The organism is Brevibacillus sp. NRRL NRS-603 (genome assembly GCF_003013445.1).
GTDB classification, from domain to species: Bacteria; Bacillota; Bacilli; order Brevibacillales; family Brevibacillaceae; genus Brevibacillus; species Brevibacillus formosus.
Genome location: NZ_PXZN01000007.1, coordinates 50524 through 70773 on the forward strand (window position 1 = coordinate 50524; position 20250 = coordinate 70773).

The 20250-nt window shown below is 47.9% G+C and carries 23 protein-coding genes and 2 other annotated features; of the genes, 16 read left to right on the forward strand and 7 right to left on the reverse strand.

Annotation, left to right across the window (positions count from 1 at the left end; genetic code table 11):
- The first annotated feature begins 38 nt into the window (after positions 1 to 38).
- Together C7R94_RS03105 and C7R94_RS03110 are read left to right on the forward strand one after the other, a co-directional pair.
- Positions 39 to 269 carry a YneF family protein gene (locus tag C7R94_RS03105; RefSeq protein WP_047073685.1) on the forward strand — a complete coding sequence of 77 codons (231 nt, stop codon included), beginning with the start codon at positions 39 to 41 and terminating at the stop codon, positions 267 to 269.
- Positions 270 to 290: 21 nt separating this feature from the next.
- Entirely contained in the window at positions 291 to 470 is a 180-nt protein-coding gene (locus tag C7R94_RS03110; protein ID WP_012684743.1) for a hypothetical protein, read from the forward strand.
- Between the two features lie 55 nt (positions 471 to 525).
- On the opposite strand, the gene C7R94_RS03115 is transcribed toward C7R94_RS03110, so the two are convergent.
- Positions 526 to 1401, reverse strand: a complete 876-nt coding sequence (locus C7R94_RS03115; RefSeq protein WP_106778427.1) for a LysR family transcriptional regulator — start codon at positions 1399 to 1401, stop codon at positions 526 to 528.
- A 149-nt stretch (positions 1402 to 1550) separates the two neighbouring features.
- Between C7R94_RS03115 and C7R94_RS03120 the strand changes: the two genes are divergently transcribed.
- Positions 1551 to 2918 (forward strand): MFS transporter, encoded by a 1368-nt coding sequence (locus C7R94_RS03120; RefSeq protein WP_106778428.1) that lies wholly within the window; start codon positions 1551 to 1553, stop codon positions 2916 to 2918.
- Between the two features lie 81 nt (positions 2919 to 2999).
- Positions 3000 to 3268 (forward strand) — a binding site (T-box leader).
- Between the two features lie 49 nt (positions 3269 to 3317).
- Positions 3318 to 3552, forward strand: a binding site (T-box leader).
- 64 nt (positions 3553 to 3616) lie between these two features.
- Positions 3617 to 5161: a 2-isopropylmalate synthase gene (locus C7R94_RS03125; protein ID WP_106778429.1), complete on the forward strand. Its 1545-nt coding sequence runs from the start codon at positions 3617 to 3619 to the stop codon at positions 5159 to 5161.
- A gap of 561 nt (positions 5162 to 5722) precedes the next feature.
- Here C7R94_RS03125 and C7R94_RS03130 read toward each other — a convergent pair.
- Positions 5723 to 6493: a sulfite exporter TauE/SafE family protein gene (locus C7R94_RS03130; RefSeq protein WP_047073690.1), complete on the reverse strand. Its 771-nt coding sequence runs from the start codon at positions 6491 to 6493 to the stop codon at positions 5723 to 5725.
- A gap of 191 nt (positions 6494 to 6684) precedes the next feature.
- On the opposite strand from C7R94_RS03130, the gene C7R94_RS03135 reads away from it, so the two are divergent.
- From C7R94_RS03135 to C7R94_RS03150, 4 genes are all read left to right on the forward strand, one after another.
- Complete coding sequence (locus tag C7R94_RS03135) at positions 6685 to 7293, forward strand: superoxide dismutase (protein ID WP_047073692.1); 609 nt, start codon at positions 6685 to 6687, stop codon at positions 7291 to 7293.
- A gap of 172 nt (positions 7294 to 7465) precedes the next feature.
- Positions 7466 to 8260, forward strand: coding sequence for a dioxygenase family protein (locus tag C7R94_RS03140; protein ID WP_106778430.1), 795 nt, complete (start codon positions 7466 to 7468; stop codon positions 8258 to 8260).
- Positions 8260 to 9141, forward strand: coding sequence for an RNA polymerase sigma factor SigJ (sigJ, locus tag C7R94_RS03145; protein WP_106778431.1), 882 nt, complete (start codon positions 8260 to 8262; stop codon positions 9139 to 9141). Before C7R94_RS03140 ends, sigJ begins: the two co-directional genes overlap by 1 nt.
- 81 nt (positions 9142 to 9222) lie before the next feature.
- Complete coding sequence (locus C7R94_RS03150) at positions 9223 to 9669, forward strand: carboxymuconolactone decarboxylase family protein (protein WP_056490198.1); 447 nt, start codon at positions 9223 to 9225, stop codon at positions 9667 to 9669.
- Between the two features lie 57 nt (positions 9670 to 9726).
- On the opposite strand, the gene C7R94_RS03155 is transcribed toward C7R94_RS03150, so the two are convergent.
- Both C7R94_RS03155 and C7R94_RS03160 read right to left on the reverse strand, forming a co-directional pair.
- The gene (locus C7R94_RS03155; protein WP_106778432.1) at positions 9727 to 10272 is read right to left on the reverse strand and encodes a pyridoxamine 5'-phosphate oxidase family protein; all 546 of its coding nucleotides are present in this window, start codon (positions 10270 to 10272) and stop codon (positions 9727 to 9729) included.
- A 143-nt stretch (positions 10273 to 10415) separates the two neighbouring features.
- A complete protein-coding gene (locus C7R94_RS03160) occupies positions 10416 to 11405 on the reverse strand; it encodes a metal-dependent hydrolase (RefSeq protein ID WP_047073702.1) in 990 nt (329 codons plus the stop codon).
- A 159-nt stretch (positions 11406 to 11564) separates the two neighbouring features.
- On the opposite strand from C7R94_RS03160, the gene C7R94_RS03165 reads away from it, so the two are divergent.
- Both C7R94_RS03165 and mutY read left to right on the forward strand, forming a co-directional pair.
- Positions 11565 to 11855 carry an MFS transporter gene (locus tag C7R94_RS03165; RefSeq protein WP_106778433.1) on the forward strand — a complete coding sequence of 97 codons (291 nt, stop codon included), beginning with the start codon at positions 11565 to 11567 and terminating at the stop codon, positions 11853 to 11855.
- A gap of 21 nt (positions 11856 to 11876) precedes the next feature.
- Positions 11877 to 12983: an A/G-specific adenine glycosylase gene (gene mutY / locus C7R94_RS03170; protein WP_106778434.1), complete on the forward strand. Its 1107-nt coding sequence runs from the start codon at positions 11877 to 11879 to the stop codon at positions 12981 to 12983.
- A 149-nt stretch (positions 12984 to 13132) separates the two neighbouring features.
- Here mutY and C7R94_RS03175 read toward each other — a convergent pair whose 3' ends face one another.
- Entirely contained in the window at positions 13133 to 13291 is a 159-nt protein-coding gene (locus C7R94_RS03175; protein ID WP_106778435.1) for a YrzI family protein, read from the reverse strand.
- A gap of 136 nt (positions 13292 to 13427) precedes the next feature.
- Positions 13428 to 13580, reverse strand: coding sequence for a hypothetical protein (locus C7R94_RS30160; protein WP_012684760.1), 153 nt, complete (start codon positions 13578 to 13580; stop codon positions 13428 to 13430).
- A 38-nt stretch (positions 13581 to 13618) separates the two neighbouring features.
- Between C7R94_RS30160 and C7R94_RS30165 the strand changes: the two genes are divergently transcribed.
- Both C7R94_RS30165 and C7R94_RS03180 read left to right on the forward strand, forming a co-directional pair.
- Positions 13619 to 13891, forward strand: coding sequence for a hypothetical protein (locus tag C7R94_RS30165; RefSeq protein ID WP_199197914.1), 273 nt, complete (start codon positions 13619 to 13621; stop codon positions 13889 to 13891).
- A 214-nt stretch (positions 13892 to 14105) separates the two neighbouring features.
- Complete coding sequence (locus tag C7R94_RS03180; protein WP_106778436.1) at positions 14106 to 16073, forward strand: methyl-accepting chemotaxis protein; 1968 nt, start codon at positions 14106 to 14108, stop codon at positions 16071 to 16073.
- Between the two features lie 49 nt (positions 16074 to 16122).
- Here C7R94_RS03180 and C7R94_RS03185 read toward each other — a convergent pair whose 3' ends face one another.
- Positions 16123 to 16347, reverse strand: a complete 225-nt coding sequence (locus C7R94_RS03185; RefSeq protein ID WP_047073709.1) for a hypothetical protein — start codon at positions 16345 to 16347, stop codon at positions 16123 to 16125.
- A gap of 195 nt (positions 16348 to 16542) precedes the next feature.
- On the opposite strand from C7R94_RS03185, the gene fabL reads away from it, so the two are divergent.
- The 4 genes from fabL (at position 16543) to C7R94_RS03205 (ending at position 20250) form a co-directional block, all read left to right on the forward strand.
- Positions 16543 to 17301, forward strand: coding sequence for an enoyl-[acyl-carrier-protein] reductase FabL (gene fabL, locus C7R94_RS03190; RefSeq protein WP_012684763.1), 759 nt, complete (start codon positions 16543 to 16545; stop codon positions 17299 to 17301).
- 111 nt (positions 17302 to 17412) lie between these two features.
- Positions 17413 to 17826 carry a GNAT family N-acetyltransferase gene (locus C7R94_RS03195; protein ID WP_007729804.1) on the forward strand — a complete coding sequence of 138 codons (414 nt, stop codon included), beginning with the start codon at positions 17413 to 17415 and terminating at the stop codon, positions 17824 to 17826.
- A gap of 48 nt (positions 17827 to 17874) precedes the next feature.
- A complete protein-coding gene (locus C7R94_RS03200; protein WP_007729805.1) occupies positions 17875 to 18411 on the forward strand; it encodes a DUF402 domain-containing protein in 537 nt (178 codons plus the stop codon).
- A gap of 57 nt (positions 18412 to 18468) precedes the next feature.
- Positions 18469 to 20250: an ABC transporter ATP-binding protein gene (locus tag C7R94_RS03205; protein ID WP_106778437.1), complete on the forward strand. Its 1782-nt coding sequence runs from the start codon at positions 18469 to 18471 to the stop codon at positions 20248 to 20250.

Genomic DNA, 20250 nt, shown 5'->3' on the forward strand with positions numbered 1-20250 from the left:
AGAGTTCATAATTACGTATAGAGGATGGTAATGTATTGATGGCTTGGTACAACTGGGTAATTCCAATTGTCACATTGTTAATTGGTCTCGCTGGTGGATTTTATGGAGGGACTTATTTATTGAAAAAACAAATGTCCAACATGCAAATGGACGAAAAGCAGCTTCAAGCCATGGCCCGTTCAATGGGGATGAATCTCAACCAAAAGCAGCTCAAACAGATGAGCCGTACGATGAAAAACATGAAAATGCCAAATAAATTCGGGAAGTAGCGTGAAAGGGAGTGTCGTTTGATGGGGGCGACCCGGCTGCGCTACACGATGATCGGTTTTATTGTCGGCGTGTTTATCGTGTATTTGAAAGACCTGCCGCTTGCTGAAGGAACTCGGTTTGCGGCCCCTTTTTACGGAGCGGGGATTGGACTGCTCATTGACGGCATTATTTTACGCATGAAAAAAAGAAAACAAGAGTAGGGGAAGAGCCTGGCGAATGATGCCAGGCTTTTTTCTGTTGGAAAGGGGGGATTCTTCAAGAGTTTAGAGCAAAGTACTGGACGATAAAATCACTGAACTTGCGTGCTGCCAGAGAGAGATATCTTTTTTCGTGCCGAATCATTTGAAAATGTCGCTGGCAGATCGGGTCTTCGATCGGAAGCATGACAAGATGAGGGTCTTCCTCTCGATTGATACAGCCGTATAAGGCGATGCCAAGACCTGCGCGGACCAGCTTTTGGATAGAACCGGGATCATCTACCCGACAAGCGAATTTTGGGGCAATCCCTGCTTTTTGAAAGAACTGATCGTACAGCATTTGGATGGGAAAGTCCTCCCTGTATCCAATAAAGGACTCTTCGGCCAGCTCGCTTAGTCGAATACTGGTTTGCTTGGCTAAGTGATGTGTGCGTGGGACAGCTACGTAAATATCTTCTTTCAATACGGGTGTAGTCAAAATATCCGGTAGCTTGATCGGCAAATGCGTGAAGCAAATATCCACTTCGCCTGATTCCAAGAGGAGTGCCATTTCTTCAATGGTGGCTTGCGTGATCTGGAAATGCACATCGGGATGGAGGGCGAGAAACTTGCCCAACGGTTCTGATAATAGATCCAAGGTCGACGTTGCCAGATGAATACGACCATGCTCCATTCCGGCCAGATCCGATACGACTTTTTGACCTTCCTCCAACAAGTTCAGTGCTTTATCTACACGCTCCAAATATGCCTTCCCAAACGTATTTAGCCGAATACGTCCTCGCTCGCGGTCAAATAACGGAACCCCGACATCCTCCTCCAACCGAGCAATGGTCTTGCTGAGAGCAGGCTGAGCAATCCGCAGCTCTTGGGCGGCTTTCGTCATATGCTGCCACTTGGCCACTGTTCGAAAATAGTGCAATTGCAACAATTCCATTCGATTCAACTCCATATACTCAGGTATATCAACTACATATCAAAAGATATATTTTCGTTTATTTTAAAATCATTATAAACTACATCTAGCAAGGCCAACAATCACCTTCCCGGGAAGAAATCGGTGATAACGAGAGGTGTCTTTCCAATATGCAAACCGAACCACAGCAGCAATCTGCTGAAAAAGTTCTTCGCGTACTCGTGTTTACGCTCATGATTACGGTGATGAGTGCTACGATGTTCAATATCGTGTTACCGCAAATCAGGGCGGAGTTTCATTTATCCTTTAGCCAAGTAAGCTGGGTGACGTCAGCCTTTTTGTTAATCTATGCGGTTGGAACCGTGATGTACGGAAAGCTGGCTGATTCTTATAAGCTCAAACATTTGCTTACATTCGGATTGATTCTGTTTGCCATCGGCTCCCTTATCGGATTTTTCGTCGATAATTATGGCATGGTGCTTTTTGGAAGAATTGTGCAGGCAGCAGGAGCTGCGGTTGTTCCGGCGACATCATCCATTATTCCGGTGCGCTATTTTCCCCCAGAGAGTAGGGGGCGAGCTCTAGGGATCTCCATGACTGGGATGGCAATCGGTAGCGCATTAGGTCCCGTTCTTTCTTCTTTGCTGGTCAGTCTGCTCGATTGGAGATGGCTGTTCTGCATGCCGTTGTTTACGCTTTTTGCCGTACCTTTTTTCCGTAAGTATATGGAGGAGGAGGAGCGGGAGGCTGTCAAAATGGATTGGATCGGTGGTGGGCTTCTCGCCATAACGATTGCATTGCTTCTGCTGGCTATTACGAATCAGAGCTTGTTGCTCGCACTGGGGTGCATCCTCTCATTCCTTCTGTTTTTGGTAAGAATTCGGACGACGGCAGAACCATTTATTCGCCCTGGCTTATTCCGGAGCAAACGCTATTCGCTCGGGCTGGTCATTGCCTTTTTGATGATAGGGAGTGGCTATTCGTTCGCTTTTCTTAGTCCGCAGTTGTTGGCCAATGTGAATCATTTGGAACCGGAGCTCATTGGCTTTGTCATGGTACCAGGAGCAATTGTGACTGCGTTCTTGGGGAAAAAGGCTGGGATACTTGCAGATAAGAAAGGGAATTCGTATTTATTTTACACAGCGTCTGCGCTACTTTTGAGCAGCTTTGTCCTCTTCTCTTCCTTTGCGGGAGTATCCCCGCTCCTCATTGCCGTTTTTCTGATTTTTGGCAATGTCGGACTATCGTTTATAATGATTTCGATGTCAAACGCAATCTCGCAGTCGCTACCGAAGGAACAGATCGGTGTCGGTATGGGACTGTTGGCGATGCTGAACTTTATTGCAGGTGCACTTGCAGCTACCTTGTACGGCAAGTCGATTGATGGAGGAGCTGCTGTGAGCTGGAATCTGCTCAATAGCTATCCAGGAGCGTCGGTCTATAGCAATATTTACTCCGCTTTAGTGTTCGTGATACTGGGTCTCGCTTGCCTTTATTACAGACAGTTCGGCCGCAGCTCGGTGAGAGGGTTCAATTAATTGGGTTATTAAAATTATTTTTATTGCTAGCCTCCATTGACAACCAGATGTAAACCGAATAAAATTTCAAACAATAATAACAATAACGCGAAGAACGGGAACAGTAAGTGGACTGATCTGTTTAGAGAGCTGCGGGACGGTGCAACGCAGTCAGAGAAGCCAGTGAAGCTCGCCCGGGAGCGGCAGGACTGAACGAGATGTAGCGCTGCATCGAGCAGTAAGTTCTGACGGTTAACCTCCGTGATCGGGTTGTGCTGATCGACTAGGATCAGTACATGAGGTGGATTTCTGGCGAGTAGCTGGGGTCAACGAGAGTGGTACCGCGATAGACAAGGTCTGTCGTCTCTTCGATAGAGATGGCAGGCCTTTTTGATTTTCTGATTTTCACAACGACATAGAACAAACGCGAAGAACGGGAGCTAGTAAAGCAAATTTCTTGTCCAGAGAGCTGCGGGTAGGTGCGACGCAGTCAGGAAATGCTCGAATCTCACCCGGGAGCGGCAAGGTTGAAAACGTTCAGTAGATCTTGACGGATCGTCCCACGTCATCGGGACAGCGAGGTGGATTCTCTTCTGAAAAAAGAGGGGATCAACGAGAGTGGTACCGCGGCAGCCAAAAGCCTGTCGTCTCTTGTATATGGAGACGGCGGGCTTTTTTTACTACGGAAAATACGATTGAAAATTGAGGAGGCATTACCCATGACCAAACGAATCCATATTTTTGATACGACACTGCGTGACGGAGAGCAAGCGCCGGGAGCGTCTCTTTCGCCTGAGCAAAAAATCGTGATAGCAAAGCATTTGGCAGACCTCGGCGTGGATGTCATTGAACCGGGCTTCCCAATCTCCAGTCCTGGGGACTTCATGGCGGTGCAACGTATTTCGCAAGAGGTGCACGGCGTGGAAATCTGTGGCTTTGCTCGTGCGGTGAAAGAGGACATCGACGCTGCCGTTCGGGCTACACAAGCGGCAGAGCGTCGCAGACTCCACATGTTCCTGTCATCCTCCAGCATCCATCTGGACTTTCAACTCCGCAAGTCGAGAGAGCAGGTGATTAAGATCGCCCGCGAAATGATTGCGTACGGCAAACAGTTTGTAGACCGGATCGAATTTTCCCCGATGGATGCGACTCGTACAGGCGATGAATTCCTGTTCGAGATGATCGAGGCAGCGATTGAAGAAGGGGCAACCATTATCAACATCCCCGATACGGTAGGGTACGCACTGCCAGAAGAGTATGGGGCTATGTTCACTCGTGTCATGAAAAACGTCCGTGGCAGCGACAGGGTAGAGTTCAGTGCACACTGCCACAATGACTTGGGACTCGCAGTTGCAAACAGTTTGGCTGCGATTCGCGCTGGGGTCACCCAAGTTGAGGTAACGGTCAACGGGGTCGGTGAGCGAGCAGGGAACTGCTCCTTGGAAGAGCTGGTGATGGCAATTGAGACGCGCAAAGAAGCATTGGATGCCGAGACTGGCATCAGACCGGAGCACATTTACACCACTTCACAAAAGGTAAGTCGTGCCATGAGCTTCCCGATTGCTTTCAACAAACCAATTGTCGGTCGCAATGCCTTTCAGCACGAAGCGGGAATTCATCAGGATGGTCTCTTAAAAGAGCGCAGCACCTACGAAATCATGGACCCTGAGAGCTTGGGTGTGCCTCGTAACATGATCATTCTCGGAAAGCACTCCGGCCGCCATGCCATCAAACACCGCGTAAACGAATTCGGGATACAGCTGACCGACGAACAGATGGAGGCTCTGTACGTCCAATTTAAAGAGCTGGCTGACAAGCAAAAAGTTGTCCAAGACCATCAATTGCTTGAACTGGTAGGACATACCGTGAACGCGGTACTGGAGCCATTCACACTGGTCAATGCACAAGTGCTTACCGGGACATCCGGACATCGAATGGCTTCCTGCACAATTACGAACAATGTAACGGGAGAAGAACAAGCATACTCTGGCACCGGAGAAGGACCTGTTGAGGCATTAGTGGCAGGCATCAAGCAGGCACTGCCGTTCGATGTGGAGTTTACGGACATGGAGCTGTATTCATTGTCGTCGGGGGAGCATGCGACAGGCGAAGCGATCGTGACGGTCAGCGCCAACGGAAGTCATTTTAAAGGAGTTGCCGAGCATCGAGATGTACTGATGGCGGTCGCACAGGCGTTTATGGCGGCGAGCAATCAGGCGGTGCGTGATCATCAAGCAAAAACTGTAGCAGTCGGGGCTAATTAAACGTAAGACAAAAAAAGTCAGCCTGTAGATGGTTACAGGCTGACTCATCACGTGCTTATGGCTGTAGTGGGGAGAAGAATATTTCCAGTCTAGGCTCCAGGCTCCGTCCTGCTGAGGGCTAGGACTGTCCGCTCCGAAGGGATTCGCGGGGAAACGCAAAAGTGGAAGCCGCTTCGTAGCGCGAGCACGTTGCGTTTCTTTTGCCCGCGAATGTAGGACTCCACAAGTCGCTACGTCTGGAAATATTCTTCTCTGTCGTAACTGATTGCATTCTTCATTTTTTACGTCTTTTAAAACCCGTTTAGGAACGGACAGCTCGTAGAGGAAACAGGAGAAATAAGCGAAGATCTTAGGGACACCGACCGAGACGGAATGCAAAAAGCGAAACACGCTCTTAAGCGTCCACCTCTGAAACACATCCTGAATGGACTACTTTGGACGCGGTTTCGCTTTTTGCATGGAGTCGTGCAGTCAATCCCCCAGGGGGTGGCCCTAGAAGCTGAGCGTTTTCTCCTGTTTCCTCCCCACCACTACAGCAACGTACAAGTAGGGTTTTTTAAATCAAGCAGTAAAAATCAACTCATACACCATCTTCACGATCAAGGTAATGGATACGACCAAGAACAACGGACGAACATAACGTACCCCCGTTTTGATGGCCATTTTGGCACCGAGGTTCGCACCCAACAGCATCGCAATCCCCATGATGAGACCAGTCATGAAGACGACCTTGCCCTCCATTGTGAAGACAAAAAGCGCAGAAATGTTACTGGCCAGATTCAAAATTCGGCCATTACCGGCTGCAATCACAAAATCATAGCCAAACAAAAGCACCATCAGAAAAACAAAGAATGAACCGGTTCCAGGCCCGAAAAATCCATCGTAAAATCCGATTAAAAAGGTAAAAGGAATCCCGATGCCGAGCGTAAATTTGGTCAGCCCTTTGTAGTTGGAATCTTGTCCGAAACGTTTGTTAAAAAGGGTGTAAACGAAAATGAGTGCCATCATAATAACGACAAGGATCTTCAAAAACTCCTGGGGAACGAACAAAACTGTTTTCGCTCCGAAATAGGCGCCGATCAGCGAGACGGGAAATAAGATCAGCATGAGCTTCTTGTCAAATTTACCGCTCTTGATAAAGGTGTAGGAGCTGGTGGCAGATGAAATCGTGCCAGCCAATTTGTTCGTGCCAAGAGCAAGATACGGGGGCATTCCTAGACCAAGCAGGGCGGGGAGGGAGATGAGTCCGCCTCCACCAACAGTACTGTCGATGAATGCTGCAACGAATCCAAAGACGGCGAGAAGTACGATCGTTGATAAGTCCATTTCCACTAGTAATCACCTGATTCTCTTCGTTTGTAATAATCCAAGTCTAGCACGCTCCTTTTCGTTTGCAAGATAGAAATCTTTGAAATAATAAATAGATTAATATACTTTGCATACCGATTTGTTGAAAAACTTTTTACCTTGCAGTATAATGAAGTCGTAAGCTTGACCTACATAATTTGAGGAGGAATGTTACAATGGCACATCAACTTCCTGCATTGCCTTATGCACACAACGCTTTGGAACCACATATCGACGCGCAAACCATGGAAATCCACCACGGACGCCACCATGCTACTTATGTTAACAACTTGAACGCAGCTCTGGAAGCACACGCAGACCTGCAAGGTAAAACTGTAGAAGAGCTCATCAGCAATCTGGATGCTCTGCCTGAGTCCATCCGCACTGCTGTTCGCAACAACGGTGGAGGCCATGCTAACCACACACTGTTCTGGGAAATCATGAGCCCGAATGGCGGCGGCGCACCAACTGGTGAACTGGCTGACGCAATCAACGCGGCTTTCGGAAGCTTTGACAACTTCAAAGCAGAATTCGCAAAAGCAGCTACTACTCGTTTCGGTTCCGGATGGGCTTGGCTGACTGCAGAAGGCGGAAAAGTAGCAATCAGCTCTACTCCTAACCAAGACAGCCCAATCATGGAAGGTAAAACACCTATCCTTGGTCTGGACGTTTGGGAGCATGCTTACTACCTGAACTACCAAAACAAACGCCCTGACTACATCGGCGCGTTCTGGAACGTTGTAAACTGGGATGAAGTTAGCAAGCGTTTCGCAGCAGCGAAGTAATTGTAGCTTTACCAACCATAAGGCTTGTCGTTCTTTAGGAGCGGCAAGCCTTTTTTGTTCAGAGTAAAGAAACGGCATCGATTCTGGATACACTTGTAACCATGATGATTATGCGATATAATACTTACAAAAAGTAACTAAGTTTAAAAAGTATAGAGGAGAGTGTACGCATATGATGCCGTCTTTTTTCATTGCACATGGTGCCCCGTTACTTGCCATAGAAAACAATGCCTATACAGAAGCACTGAACCAATTGCCTAGTCTGCTTCCACGCAAGCCGCGAGCGATTGTCATGTTTTCAGCACATTGGGAAGCATTTGAGCAAATGGTGGGAACGATGGATGTCTTCCCGACGATTCACGATTTTGGCGGATTCCCGCAGGAGCTGTATGAGATTGAATATCCAGCAAAAGGAGAGCGAGAAATAGCGGAGGAAACAGTCCGCCTTCTTCAGGAAGCGGGCGTGCCAGTTGCTCTCAACACGACACGCGGACTTGATCATGGACATTGGGTCATTCTGCGCCATATGTATCCGGATGCAGATATTCCTGTTGTTGCCTTATCGGTTAATCCGAACCTGACTGTGAAGGAGCAATACCAGATCGGCAAGGCACTCAGCCCACTACGCGAAAAAGACGTTCTGATCCTCGGAAGTGGCGGAACCGTCCATAATTTTTCCTATATGAACCTGAGAGAGTCCGATGGTGGTACCTTTGAATGGGCGGTGCAGTTCGAAGACTGGCTGCAAACAACATTGACTGACTGGAATGTCGAGGATCTCGCCAACTATCGCGAGCTTGCTCCACATGCTGAAAAAGCTGTTCCCGCGTATGGAACCGAGCATTTTGTTCCGCTCGTGTACGTCATGGGAGCTGCCGACAATGAACGTACAGCAAAGCGCCTGCATATGAGCATCCGTTATGGAAGTCTCAGTTACACCCTTTGGCAGTTTAGTGATACAAAATAATGACCGTGCACATGGGGGATGTTTATCGGGAGTATAAGTCATTACTGTTTTCCCTTGCGTACCGGATGACTGGCTCGGTAACGGAAGCGGAGGACATTGTACAGGATACGTTTCTTGCACTCGCAGGTACCGACATCCAAGACATTCACCATGTAAAAAGCTATCTGTGCAAAGCCGTGACCAATCGTTGTCTGGACTTATTAAAATCAGCCCGTTGGAAGCGGGAGCAGTATGTAGGGGAATGGCTGCCGGAGCCGATGCTTGACGCTTCAGAAACCAATGATCCCTTGCAAACGGTGATTGCCGAAGAAGCAGTGTCGTATGGCTTGCTTGTACTCTTGGAGAATCTACCGTCGACACTGCGTGCCGTTTTTGTGCTCCGAACGGCACTCGACTACGAATACAGTGAAATTGCCGAGATGCTAGGAATGACGGAAGTAAATTGCCGTAAGAAGTTTAGCCTTGCGAGAAAAAAGCTGGCCGAAGCAGGGTATCAGGCGATCGTCCCTCAATCGAATCGGACTTCTAGCTTGGTAGAACAGCTAATGCAGGCCATCTCCGAGTCAGATGCGAAGTCGTTGATTGGCCTTTTAACAAAAGATGCTGTGTTTGTCAGCGATGGTGGCGGGAAAGTCCGTGCCGCTATTCATCCCATCTTCTCGGACGAGCGGATTACTGCCTTCTGGATGGGGGTATGGCCGAAGTGGGCTTCTCATGCTACCATGCAGATTCGCTCGATCAATGGCCAAGATGGAATCGCCGTCTACTCCGAAGGTCAGCTGAAAATGATCGTGCAGATTACAATGAATGAAGATGAAGATCGCATTGAACGTTTGTACATGATAGTCAATCCAGATAAGCTTGCCCATTTGCAAAAATAAAATGGATGATTCGTCACAAGAACGATACTTCACTCGTCTTTGAGGTTGAAAGCAAATTCGAGTGGAGAGGAAAGATGAATCATGCAAGCTAGAATCAATCATCGTACAGTGAATCCCGAAGCGTATCAAACCATGCTCAAGCTGGAAAAATTCGTGAATGAAAGCGGCTTGGACAAAAAACTGATTGAGCTGATCAAAATTCGTGCTTCTCAAATTAACGGCTGCGCTTTTTGCATGGATATGCATACGCAAGATGCGCGCAAGCTCGGTGAGACAGAGCAACGCATTTATTTGCTCAGTGTATGGAGAGAATCTGCGGTTTACACAGAGGCAGAGCGGGCCGTCCTTGCTTTGACAGAAGCTGTCACGGTCATTACAGCTAACGGTGTTTCAGAAGAGCTCTACCAGCAGGTTCGCGAGCATTTTGACGAGAACCAGTACGTTGCCTTGATTATGGCGATCAATACGATCAACTGCTGGAACCGAATCGCGATTTCCACAGGAATGAGTGCTCCGTATAATAAGTAAAGATCAGCCAAGCAAAAGACACGCCTCTTATAAAAAGGAGCGTGTCTTTTTTCGTTACTATACATCCATCTCGACTTTTCTGCCGGGATAGAACTGGTTTTCTTCAGAAAGTGGATTGCCTTTGGCACTCAGCACGGTAGGCGTAATCCGGAAGATGGCGGTTGTACTGCCCATCGAAGAACGATACTTGATGACATGCTGCAAAGGCAACGGTTCTGAATAATAGCTGGGTACGTACTTGTCGATCATGGATTGCATCGCATCGCGCATCTCCTCAGGTTCAGAAACACGCTCAATGGTCCCGGCGATAAACACACTCATGTAAGCCGTATCGATATGGGCAGGCACAGGTGAGGCGATTGTGCCGTACTCCTCGCAGACACTGAAACATACGCGGTTGTTGCCATTGATCATTTCGATTTTTCTGCCAGAATCCGCGCCGTGAAAATAAATACAGCCATTCCACCAAGCAAAATTCAAAGGCAGGATGTACGGCTCGATTTCATTGGACAAGCCGAGATGGCCGAACTTTGCCACTTGCAAAAACTGGTTAATTTGCTCCTGATCAGTAATGGTACGCTTGGAATAACGAATTGGTATCATGCCGAGTCCCCCAGTCTGTCGTTGTTAGTTTGATCGTAGTTGGTATTTGACTAGGAGAAAAGGTGCAATTTCGGCAAAAATGAACGGGTCAGATTGCCAAAAAAAAAACGCCCTCTATTGGCAGGGGCGGCAGTCTCGTCTTATTACGAGCGTTTTGAATCCAATTTTTTGGTAAGCTGTTCTTCTCCACGGTGGATCCAACCGACGAAGGAATCGCGGATGGTCAGATCAAAATCGAGATAGACCACAGCGACGAACATGTAGTGACTTTTCCCTTGAAAACGGGAGCGGTAGCGCAGATCAATCCATTTGACTTCATAACCAAAGGAACGCTCCTTTGTTTCTACATGCACATGATGGGTAAATGCTAGAAAGGACTGGACTTTGTAACTTTTCTTGGCTGCCGCAATCCGCTCATTTTCCGGTTTGATGGAGAAGGTGTCCAGAACGACGACGTCCCCCGAGATGACTTCACCTACATACCAATGGTGCTCTGTCTTGGCGACGAAGGTCCAATACGTCCAGGAAAGAGTAGGGATGATGGTGAAGGTACCAGCTTTGCCGATTCGCTGGCGAACCAGCTCCGTCGTACGTCTTTGCACCTGACAACGCCAGTAGTAGTATCCGGCAATGATCACGTATATCCATAAAAAGACGTGTCCGGGGTGTGCGCCTGCTGCCCATAGCATAAAGCCGACGAGATGAGCAGCGAAAATGAACGGATCGAAAATGAAAATGGCGTTGAGCGCCACCCATTTGTCACGAAACGGGTACAGGCCCTTTGTGCCATAGGAATTAAACAAGTCAACAAAGACGTGTAAACAGACGGCCAGGAATATCCAGCCGAGCAAATGCAGCCAATGGGGCTGTGGCATTATGGCCTGGATGAGAACAAAAATGGCTCCAGTCCAGAGAAATAAAGCGGGAACCGAGTGAGATACGCCTCGGTGGTTGCGAATGTAGGCAGCGGTACCACGAAGTCGGACTAAGCCATCCAAATCAGGTGCCTGCGAGCCAATGACCGTACCAATCATGACGGCCACAGCAAGTGACGGAGTAGAAGCTACGACAGGATCAAGATAGGCGAGCCCGGCCAATCCAAAGCCCATGGCAAAATGTGTGGCTGTATCCATGGAATCGTTGTCTTCCTCCCTTCCTTCCACTTTTATTGTTTATTATAGCGTTTGCCAACGGTTAATTCCCGCCCGTTCTGAAAATATTTGTGTGCTTGTTCGCACGGGGTGGTAAGGGTATGATGAAAGCGTTGAATCGTTGAAGGAGGAGCGTGTCGCATGCTAACGGTTTTCATTGAATACAAGCTGGATACTGAAAAACGAAGTCATGCTCTGCAATTGCTCGCCTCGATGGCTGAGCGAATGGAAGCGCTGGGTGCACATCAGTACCGCTTAATGGAGGGCTTGGATCAGCCCGGTCTGTTCGTCGAAACGTTTGAGGTCGAGACTGTTCAAATATACGAAGATATCAAGGCAAACCGATTGGCAGACCAAGACTTTTGCGACTGTATTTCCGGCGGAGCCGCGAAACTCCATGTGTGGGCGTTTCGTCCCGTGGAATTGGGTTGAAAAGGAGTAGAATAAAAGAAAATGGCAAGAAAAAAAGAAAGCTTGAAATATACACTTCCTGAACAATTTCATGTGTTTGGCTTTGCCCAGGATTTGCTGGCCTGGTACGACTCACAAAAGCGGGATTTGCCTTGGCGGATCAACAAAGACCCATATCGCATCTGGGTATCGGAGATCATGCTTCAGCAAACACGCGTAGAGACCGTTAAACCTTATTATGCGAATTTCATGGAGAAATTTCCGACGGTGAGTGATTTAGCGAGAGCCCCCGAGGATGATGTCTTAAAAGCGTGGGAAGGACTCGGTTATTACTCCCGCGCCCGCAATCTTCAAGCCGCAGCCCGCGAGGTAACGGTTCGCTATGGAGGAGTTGTGCCGGATACACCAGAAGAGATCGCTACACTAAAAGGTGTGGGGCCGTATACAGCAGGTGCCATTCTTAGCATTGCCTATGAAAAGGCGGAGCCGGCTGTGGATGGAAATGTTATGCGTGTTTTTTCACGCCTGCTGTATTTAACGGATGACATTGCCAAGCCTGCCACAAGAATCAAAATCGAGCAACTTGTACGCCAAGTCATTCCAGAGGGAAGAGCGGGAGATTTCAATCAGGCTTTAATGGAGCTGGGAGCGATGGTCTGTGTACCGCGCACTCCGCAATGCTTGACCTGTCCCGTGTTTGACTACTGTATGGCGCGCCAGGAGGGAGTGGCAGAAGAGCTGCCGGTCAAAGGCAAAGCCAAACCTCCACGTCCTGTTGATCTGCAAGTAGGCATTATCATTCGCGACGGCAAAGTATTGATGAACAAGCGTCCTGATCAAGGGCTACTCGCCGGCATGTGGGAATTCCCTACTGTTGAAACCGAACAGGAAAGTGATGCTGCCAAGCAGGAGGCACTTGCAATTGGTTTGCGTGAACGATTCGGAATCGATGTAGAAGTCATGCAACCGCTAGGTACGGTGCAGCACGTCTTCTCCCATTTGCAGTGGAACATGCAAGTATGGTCCTGTGACTGGATCGAAGGGGAAGAGCTCCCCGCTCATGCAAGATACGTAGCTTGGGAGGAATTGGATGCTTACACCATCCCGATGGCGCACCAAAAAATTCGCGAGCTGTTGGGACAAAAATAACGATTAGGCAAAGCTGTCGAGCAAGCATTTCTCGGCAGCTTTTATTTATTTCATCAGACAGATGTAACGCAAGCAGTGAGATATCCCACCAATCGGAAAATAAAAAGATCATGCCCCCGCAGACATGATCCTTGTGAAACTGTTTTGTGTTATCGAATCAAAAACTCTGGAAATTGTGTGACGATCTGATGCTTTTGTTCTTCCATACGTTTCAGTGCTTGCTCTTGCATGTATTTTGCTTCAATTTGCTTTGGTGTCAATTTCCGTTTCTCGATAATGACTGTGAAGAAAATCATTGGAATGTACATGAGTGTATCCCTCCCATCCCGTTAGTTTGGTGCAGTCAGCTGCCATCTATCGCTTTGACTCCTGTAAACCTCATCATCTGACGCCGTTGTTTGTTTTTCATACAAAATCCCTCCTGTGGTCAAGTAGTGGTGTTCATTAAATGCGGCTCACAAATTGTGCTGCTTCAAAAGCATGTTCTTCAGCGCGTTCTTCGAGATAGCGACAGCGAGCAGATTCTGCGAAAAGTTTCTCTGCTTGTTCCTTATTGCGTTCAATCTTGACTGTGAAAAGCAAAAAGTTCAGTACCATTACCAATCACCCCCTTTCAAGGTGGAAAATGTTAACTGATGAGAAAGAAAAAGACCACGGGCGAAAGCCTGCGGTCTTCTGGCAACAAAAACGGACATGCCGTTTTGAAGGACATAGAAAGACCACAAGCAACAACGCCTGTGGTCGGTAATGGACGAAATGGAAATGTTGAAGAGTACGAATACTACTGGAATTCGTCGACCCAGGAGGCGCTGCTATATTTAGTTGGAACATCCACAAGACGATCGAATAGAGCTGGATTTGCATTCATTGCTATCATCATCATGGTGCTGCCTCCTTTCTTTCCGTAGTAGTAGTGGGTGGAACGTACTCTTAGAATATGGCATTTTTTTCTTGTTGTAAAGCGATTTTTTACCTATTTCTAGAAGAAAGTATATTCTGAATATAATAAAAAATAATAAATAATAAATGAATGTGTAGCTCGGTGGGCAAAGGAGGGTTTACAATGAAACATATAGCGGGTATCAATATAGGATATGACACATAGAAAGGTGATGCTAGCGAATGAAAACACCCAGACTCACTGTAAAATTCAAGCTAATCGCTACATTTTCCACAATATTAGTGATCCCTATGCTTTTGCTCGGGCTGCTCTCTTATCAGAGTGCCAAGGCAGAGCTGTCAAATGAATTGCTTACGACTGCCTCTGAAAATGTTCGGTTGGTAGACGCGCTTTTGAATCGGACACTGATGGAGCAATCAAGGAATGTAGGGTGGATCGCTGCTGATATTGTACGCAAAGACATTCAGGAAGAGAACAGGATGATTACCAAAAAGAAATTGCAGCGTTTTCTCGCTTTAAACTCAGAAGTGAGTGAAGCGTATATCGGGGACGTGAATGGCGGCATGATGACGGCAACCGATTCCAAGCTCCCGGACGGATATGACCCGCGAAAGAGAGATTGGTACATAGCAGCCATGAAGCAGCCAGGGAAGACCATCATTGTGGACCCGTACATTGATGCCATTACCGGCAAACTCGTGGTGGGAATGGCAATGGCATTGCCTGATCAGTCCGGTGTTTATGGAATTGATATTCAACTGACAGCGCTGGACGCGACGGTCAAGCAAGCGAAAATCGGTACCCAAGGATTTATGGCTATTTTGGATAAAAACCGAAAAATGCTAGTCAATCCAAATGGGGAGGCTGGCGTTGAGGTTGCAGAGTCTTGGGTGGATACTGTATATGCAAAAGAGTCAGGTCGATTACAATTTCAGCACGAAGGAAATCCCGTCCAAGCCGTGTTTACTACGAATGAAAACACGGGGTGGAAGCTGGTTGGCGTGATGTATGAAAGCGAAGCAGCAGAAGCAGCAAATCCGATTTTTTACACGATGCTCGTGATTATAATTGCTGCACTAGTGGTAGCTGGCGGAGTCATTTACGTGATTTTGCGATCCTTACTCCGTCCTCTGCGCATGTTGACAGAAGCAGCTGACAAAATGAGCCAAGGCGATGTGACACAACAAGTAGATATACGAAGTGACGATGAGCTGGGTACGTTGGGAAAAGCGTTTAACCATATGGCGGAATCTCTTCGTTCCTTGCTCCATTCTGTGAATGATTCTGTCCAGCAGCTAGCTTCTTCGGCAGAGCAGCTCGCTGCAAGTGCGGATCAGACAAGCAAAGCGACAGAACAGATCGCAGAGACCATGCAAGAAATGGCGGAGGGAACCGAGCAGCAAGTCTCCCATACGCAAGAGGGTAACGCAGCAGTCGAGCAAATGTCGGCAAGGCTTGGCCAAATCGCAGAGCACACACAAAACGTATTCACCGCAGCCCGGGAATCGTCAGACTTGGCAGTAACCGGAAACAAATCCATTCAATCAGCTGTGCTGCAAATGAATGCATCCAGCGAATCGATTCACAGTCTGGCAAAAGTCGTCGATAATCTGGGTACGCGTTCCCAAGAAATCGGAAACATTGTGGATGTGATCACTGCTATTGCAAATCAAACCAACCTGCTCGCACTAAATGCGGCCATTGAAGCAGCTCGAGCAGGGGAGTACGGACGAGGCTTTGCTGTGGTGGCTGATGAGGTACGCAAGCTGGCAGAGCAATCCGCAAGCTCGGCACAACAAATTAGTCAGCTGATCACCGCGATTCAAACGGAGACAAGCCATGCTGTGCTTGTTATGGATCAGAGCAAGCGTGAAGTCACGGAAGGTATTGAAAAAGTGAACGAAGCAGGTCAGTCCTTCGAACAAATTCAATCAGCCGTCAATGAAGTGGCTGAGAAAATCGGTCAGGTATCTGAAGCGACACGTGATTTCTCCACAAGGGCCCAGCAAGTGGTTGAGATCATTGGTCATATTTCCGAAGTGACACTGCAAGCGTCTGATGGAACACGAAGTGTATCCGCAGCTGCGGAAGAGCAGCTGGCCTCTATGGAAGAGATAGCTTCCTCAGCGGTTTCTCTCGAACATCTCGCGGAGGAATTGCAAAACCAGATCGGCAAATTCCGTATCTAAAAATTAGCCCGGCGCCGTGTTTACATACACGAGCAGCCGGGTTTTTTACTTAATCGTAAATAGGTGACGAGGAATGATCCCATCCCCCGCTGTCTCCATTCACTGGCCCACGGGATTCAAGCTCATGGATGACTTTGACGTGAAGAGAGGCTCCTTCTGCACTGAGGTAAGCTGCCAATTGTGAAAAACTATGATGGTAATAAAGCAGCTCATTCATTTCCCAATCAGCTATTGGCACCATGGTTAATTCGGACAATTCCCGACCTATGTACATCCTGCCATTCCTCCTTATGTGGTAGTGTTTGCCTGATACCGCGAGCTTAGTATGGCTATAGTTGAGAGGATCAAGTCATGCCCAGATTTTTTCCGTAGGTAGAAAAAGCGCAGGTGGAGTTGTATAATGAATAAGTGATTTTTACATATTAGTACCTGCTATTAATAGTTGGTCAGGCTGGGAGGTAATCTTTTTATGAATACAACGAAAAAAGTAGCACTGGTTACTGGCGGGACGCGAGGAATCGGAAAAGCGATTGCTCTTCAATTGGCGGAACAGGGCTATGACCTGGTGCTGAACTATTTGCGTAACCGCACTGCGGCAAGAGAAGCGGCAGCAGAGCTGGAAGCAAAGGGCGCTCGTGTCCATCTGATCAAAGCCAATGTAGGGGATGTAGCAAAAATCAAAGAATTGTTCGCAGAAATTGACCAGGAATTCGGTCGCTTGGATGTATTTGTGAACAATGCGGCATCGGGTGTACTGCGTCCGCTGATGGAACTGGAAGAAAGCCATTGGGACTGGACCATGGAAATTAACAGCAAGGCGCTGCTGTTCTGTGCGCAAGAAGCGGCAAAACTAATGATCAAGGGCGGCAACGGCGGAAAAATCGTGAGCTTGTCCAGCCTAGGGTCCATTCGCGTTCTCGACAACTATACAGCGGTTGGTGTATCGAAGGCAGCTGTAGAGGCAATTACTCGTTATTTGGCGGTCGAGCTCGCACCGCATAATATTGTAGTAAACGCTGTATCTGGCGGAGCTGTGGATACGGATGCACTCAAACATTTCCCGAATCGTGAAGAATTGCTCGGCAGCTCAGCAGAGCGTACGCCAGCAGGACGCATTGTGGAGCCGGAAGATTTGGCTAATGCTGTGATGTTCTTGCTTTCCGACAAAGCGTGGATGGTTCGCGGACAAACATTGATTGTAGACGGCGGTATTTCTCTTTTGACATAATGAATTATTGTAGATGGAGTATGGAGTTGGAGACTTTGTGGTGTGGCGACACAAGACAAAGTTGTCCATGTGTTGTACAATAGAGGAAGAAGGTTACGAAGGAGGCAACACATGCTGATTCGTCCGTTTCGACTCGGTGACTATTCGGCTATCACACGTATTTGGCAGGAGACGGGGTTGGACCAATCGGACAAAGAGTCATTGAACGATTTGGCCCAGCATTTGGCTTGGGACAGCGATCTGGTAATGGTTGCAGAAATTGAAGGCAAAGTGGTAGGGGTCGTGGTTGGCACGATCGACGGAGCACGTGCCTATTTCTACCGATTGGCTGTACTTCCAGAGATGCAAGGCTCAGGTATTGGTCGCGAACTCGTTGAAGCAATTGAAAAGCGTTTCAAGCAACGAGGTGTCAATAACGTCTTGATCATGGTCAATCAATCAAATCCGGAAGTCCTTCCGTTTTACCTTTCACTTGGCTATGAAGTACAAAAATATGTTACACTTTCCAAAAAGCTCTCTTCTTAAAGGAGGCTTGTCCCCATTCAAATAGAGAAGAGAAGAAAGGGGAGAGTCATGTCACCAACTCCGGGCTCCAATATCCGCATAGAAAGTTATAAACATGACCATTCGTTGCACCGCATATGGGACAAATCTACGTTGATTCATACCAGTGATGCGGTGGTGATTGGGGGAAATGATCGGGTCAAGGTGACAGAAGCAGACGGACGGGAATGGCGTACGCGTGAACCGGCCATTTGTACATTTGGTAGAGGCCAGTGGTTCAATACCATTGCCATGATTCGTGATGACGGTATTTATTATTATTGCAACATTGGTTCGCCCTTCAGCATGAAGGGACAATTGCTAAGCTACATAGACTATGATCTCGACGTAAAAGTGTTTCCCGATATGACGTACTCGATTCTAGACGAAGAGGAGTTTCTTTTGCATAGCAAACAGATGAACTATCCTCCATTTGTTGTGGAAAGAGTGCAGACAGCATTGCGAGAGGTGCTGGATTGGGTAAGCGCACGACGTGGCCCTTTTCAAAACGGCTTCGTCCAACGTTGGTACGAGCGTTATCTTTTAGTGCGAGATGATGAGGAATAATCCCTTTCCCGAATGACCGGGGGAGGGATTTCCTTGTTTGCAAAGGAGGTATGATGGTTGAGCATACGCCGCTATTTGGCTTATGTCCTGCCCTATTGGAAACAAATATTGGGCACTATATTGATTGGTATTATTAAGTTTGCGATCCCACTTGCTCTGCCGCTTCTTATCAAATACGTCATTGATGACCTGCTGCCGAGCCCGCTTCCTCAAGAGGAAAAGCTGAAACAGTTATTCTGGCTGATGCTCGGGGCCATTTTGTTATTTACTGTCGTTCGCGCCCCTGTTGAGTACATCCGGCAATACTATGCTCAGTGGGTATCCAGTCGTATCTTGTTTGACATCCGCAATCAATTGTTTTCTCATTTACAACGACTGTCGATGCGCTACTACAACAACACAAAAACGGGTGAGGTCATCTCTCGGGTCATTAACGACGTCGAATCCACCAAAAGCTTCGTGGAAACGGGATTGATGAATCTCTGGTTGGATCTGATTACGATTACGCTGACGATGGGGATCATGCTCTATATGGACGTTGAGCTGACGATCGTCGCGATTATCGTTTTCCCTTTGTACAGTATCTCTGTCAAATTTTTCTACAAGCGCTTGCGTCAATTGACAAAGGATCGTTCTGCAGCACTGGCGCATTTGCAAGGGTATTTGTACGAACGCGTGAACGGCATGTCTCTCATCCGCAGCTTTGCATTAGAAAAGCAGGAGAGCAAGGAATTTGCCAAGGAGAACAATCAGTTTTTGGATAAAGCACTGGCACATACGCGGTGGAACGCCCGAACCTTCGCCGTGGTCAATACGGTGACAGATATCGCACCGCTGCTGGTCATTGCCTATGCTGGGTATCAAGTCATAGGCGGAGGCATGAGCGTAGGGACGCTCGTTGCGTTTTATGCTTATTTGGAGCGCTTGTACACGCCGCTGCGACGTCTGGTCAATTCCAGTACGGTACTAACACAGGCAATTGCCTCGATGGACCGGATGTTCGAGTTTATTGATGAATCGTACGATATTGTCGACAAGCCAAACGCAGGGGAGCTGCCTGTAGACCCTGCAACCAAACGCATTCGCGGAGAAATCCGATTTGAGAACGTGTCCTTCCGCTATCGGGAGGAGGGCCCTCTCGTCTTGAACAATGTGAATCTGAGTATCTCTTCTGGTGAAACGGTTGCGATTGTCGGGATGTCAGGCGGAGGAAAATCCTCTCTGATCAGCTTGTTGCCGCGTTTTTGGGACGTGACAGAAGGGAAAATTACGATTGATGGCATCGATATCCGCGATGTGAAGCAGCAAAATTTGCGTCACCACATCGGGATGGTGCAGCAAGATAATATTTTGTTTAGTGAATCAGCAAAAGTAAATATTTTAATGGGTAATCCTGATGCAGATGACAATGCTGTGCAAGAAGCCGCGAAGGCGGCAAATGCCCATGACTTTATTAGTGAATTACCAAATGGTTACCATACGGAGCTGGGAGAGCGCGGCGTGAAGCTCTCTGGCGGACAAAAGCAGCGAATCGCGATTGCGCGAGTTTTCCTGCGTGACCCGGGTATTCTGATTCTGGATGAGGCGACGTCAGCACTCGACTTGGAATCAGAGCATACGATTCAGGAGTCGTTGTCCAGATTGACAAAAGGAAGAACCACGCTCATCGTGGCCCATAGACTTTCGACGATTACCCATGCGGACAAAATCATTGTCATGAAAGAGGGACAAATCGTTGAGGAAGGCACCCACGAGCAATTGCTGGAAAGAAAGGGAGTATACTATGGGCTGTGGAGTGTGCAAGATTTAGGAGGTACATCCGACCTGCAACCGGGATAA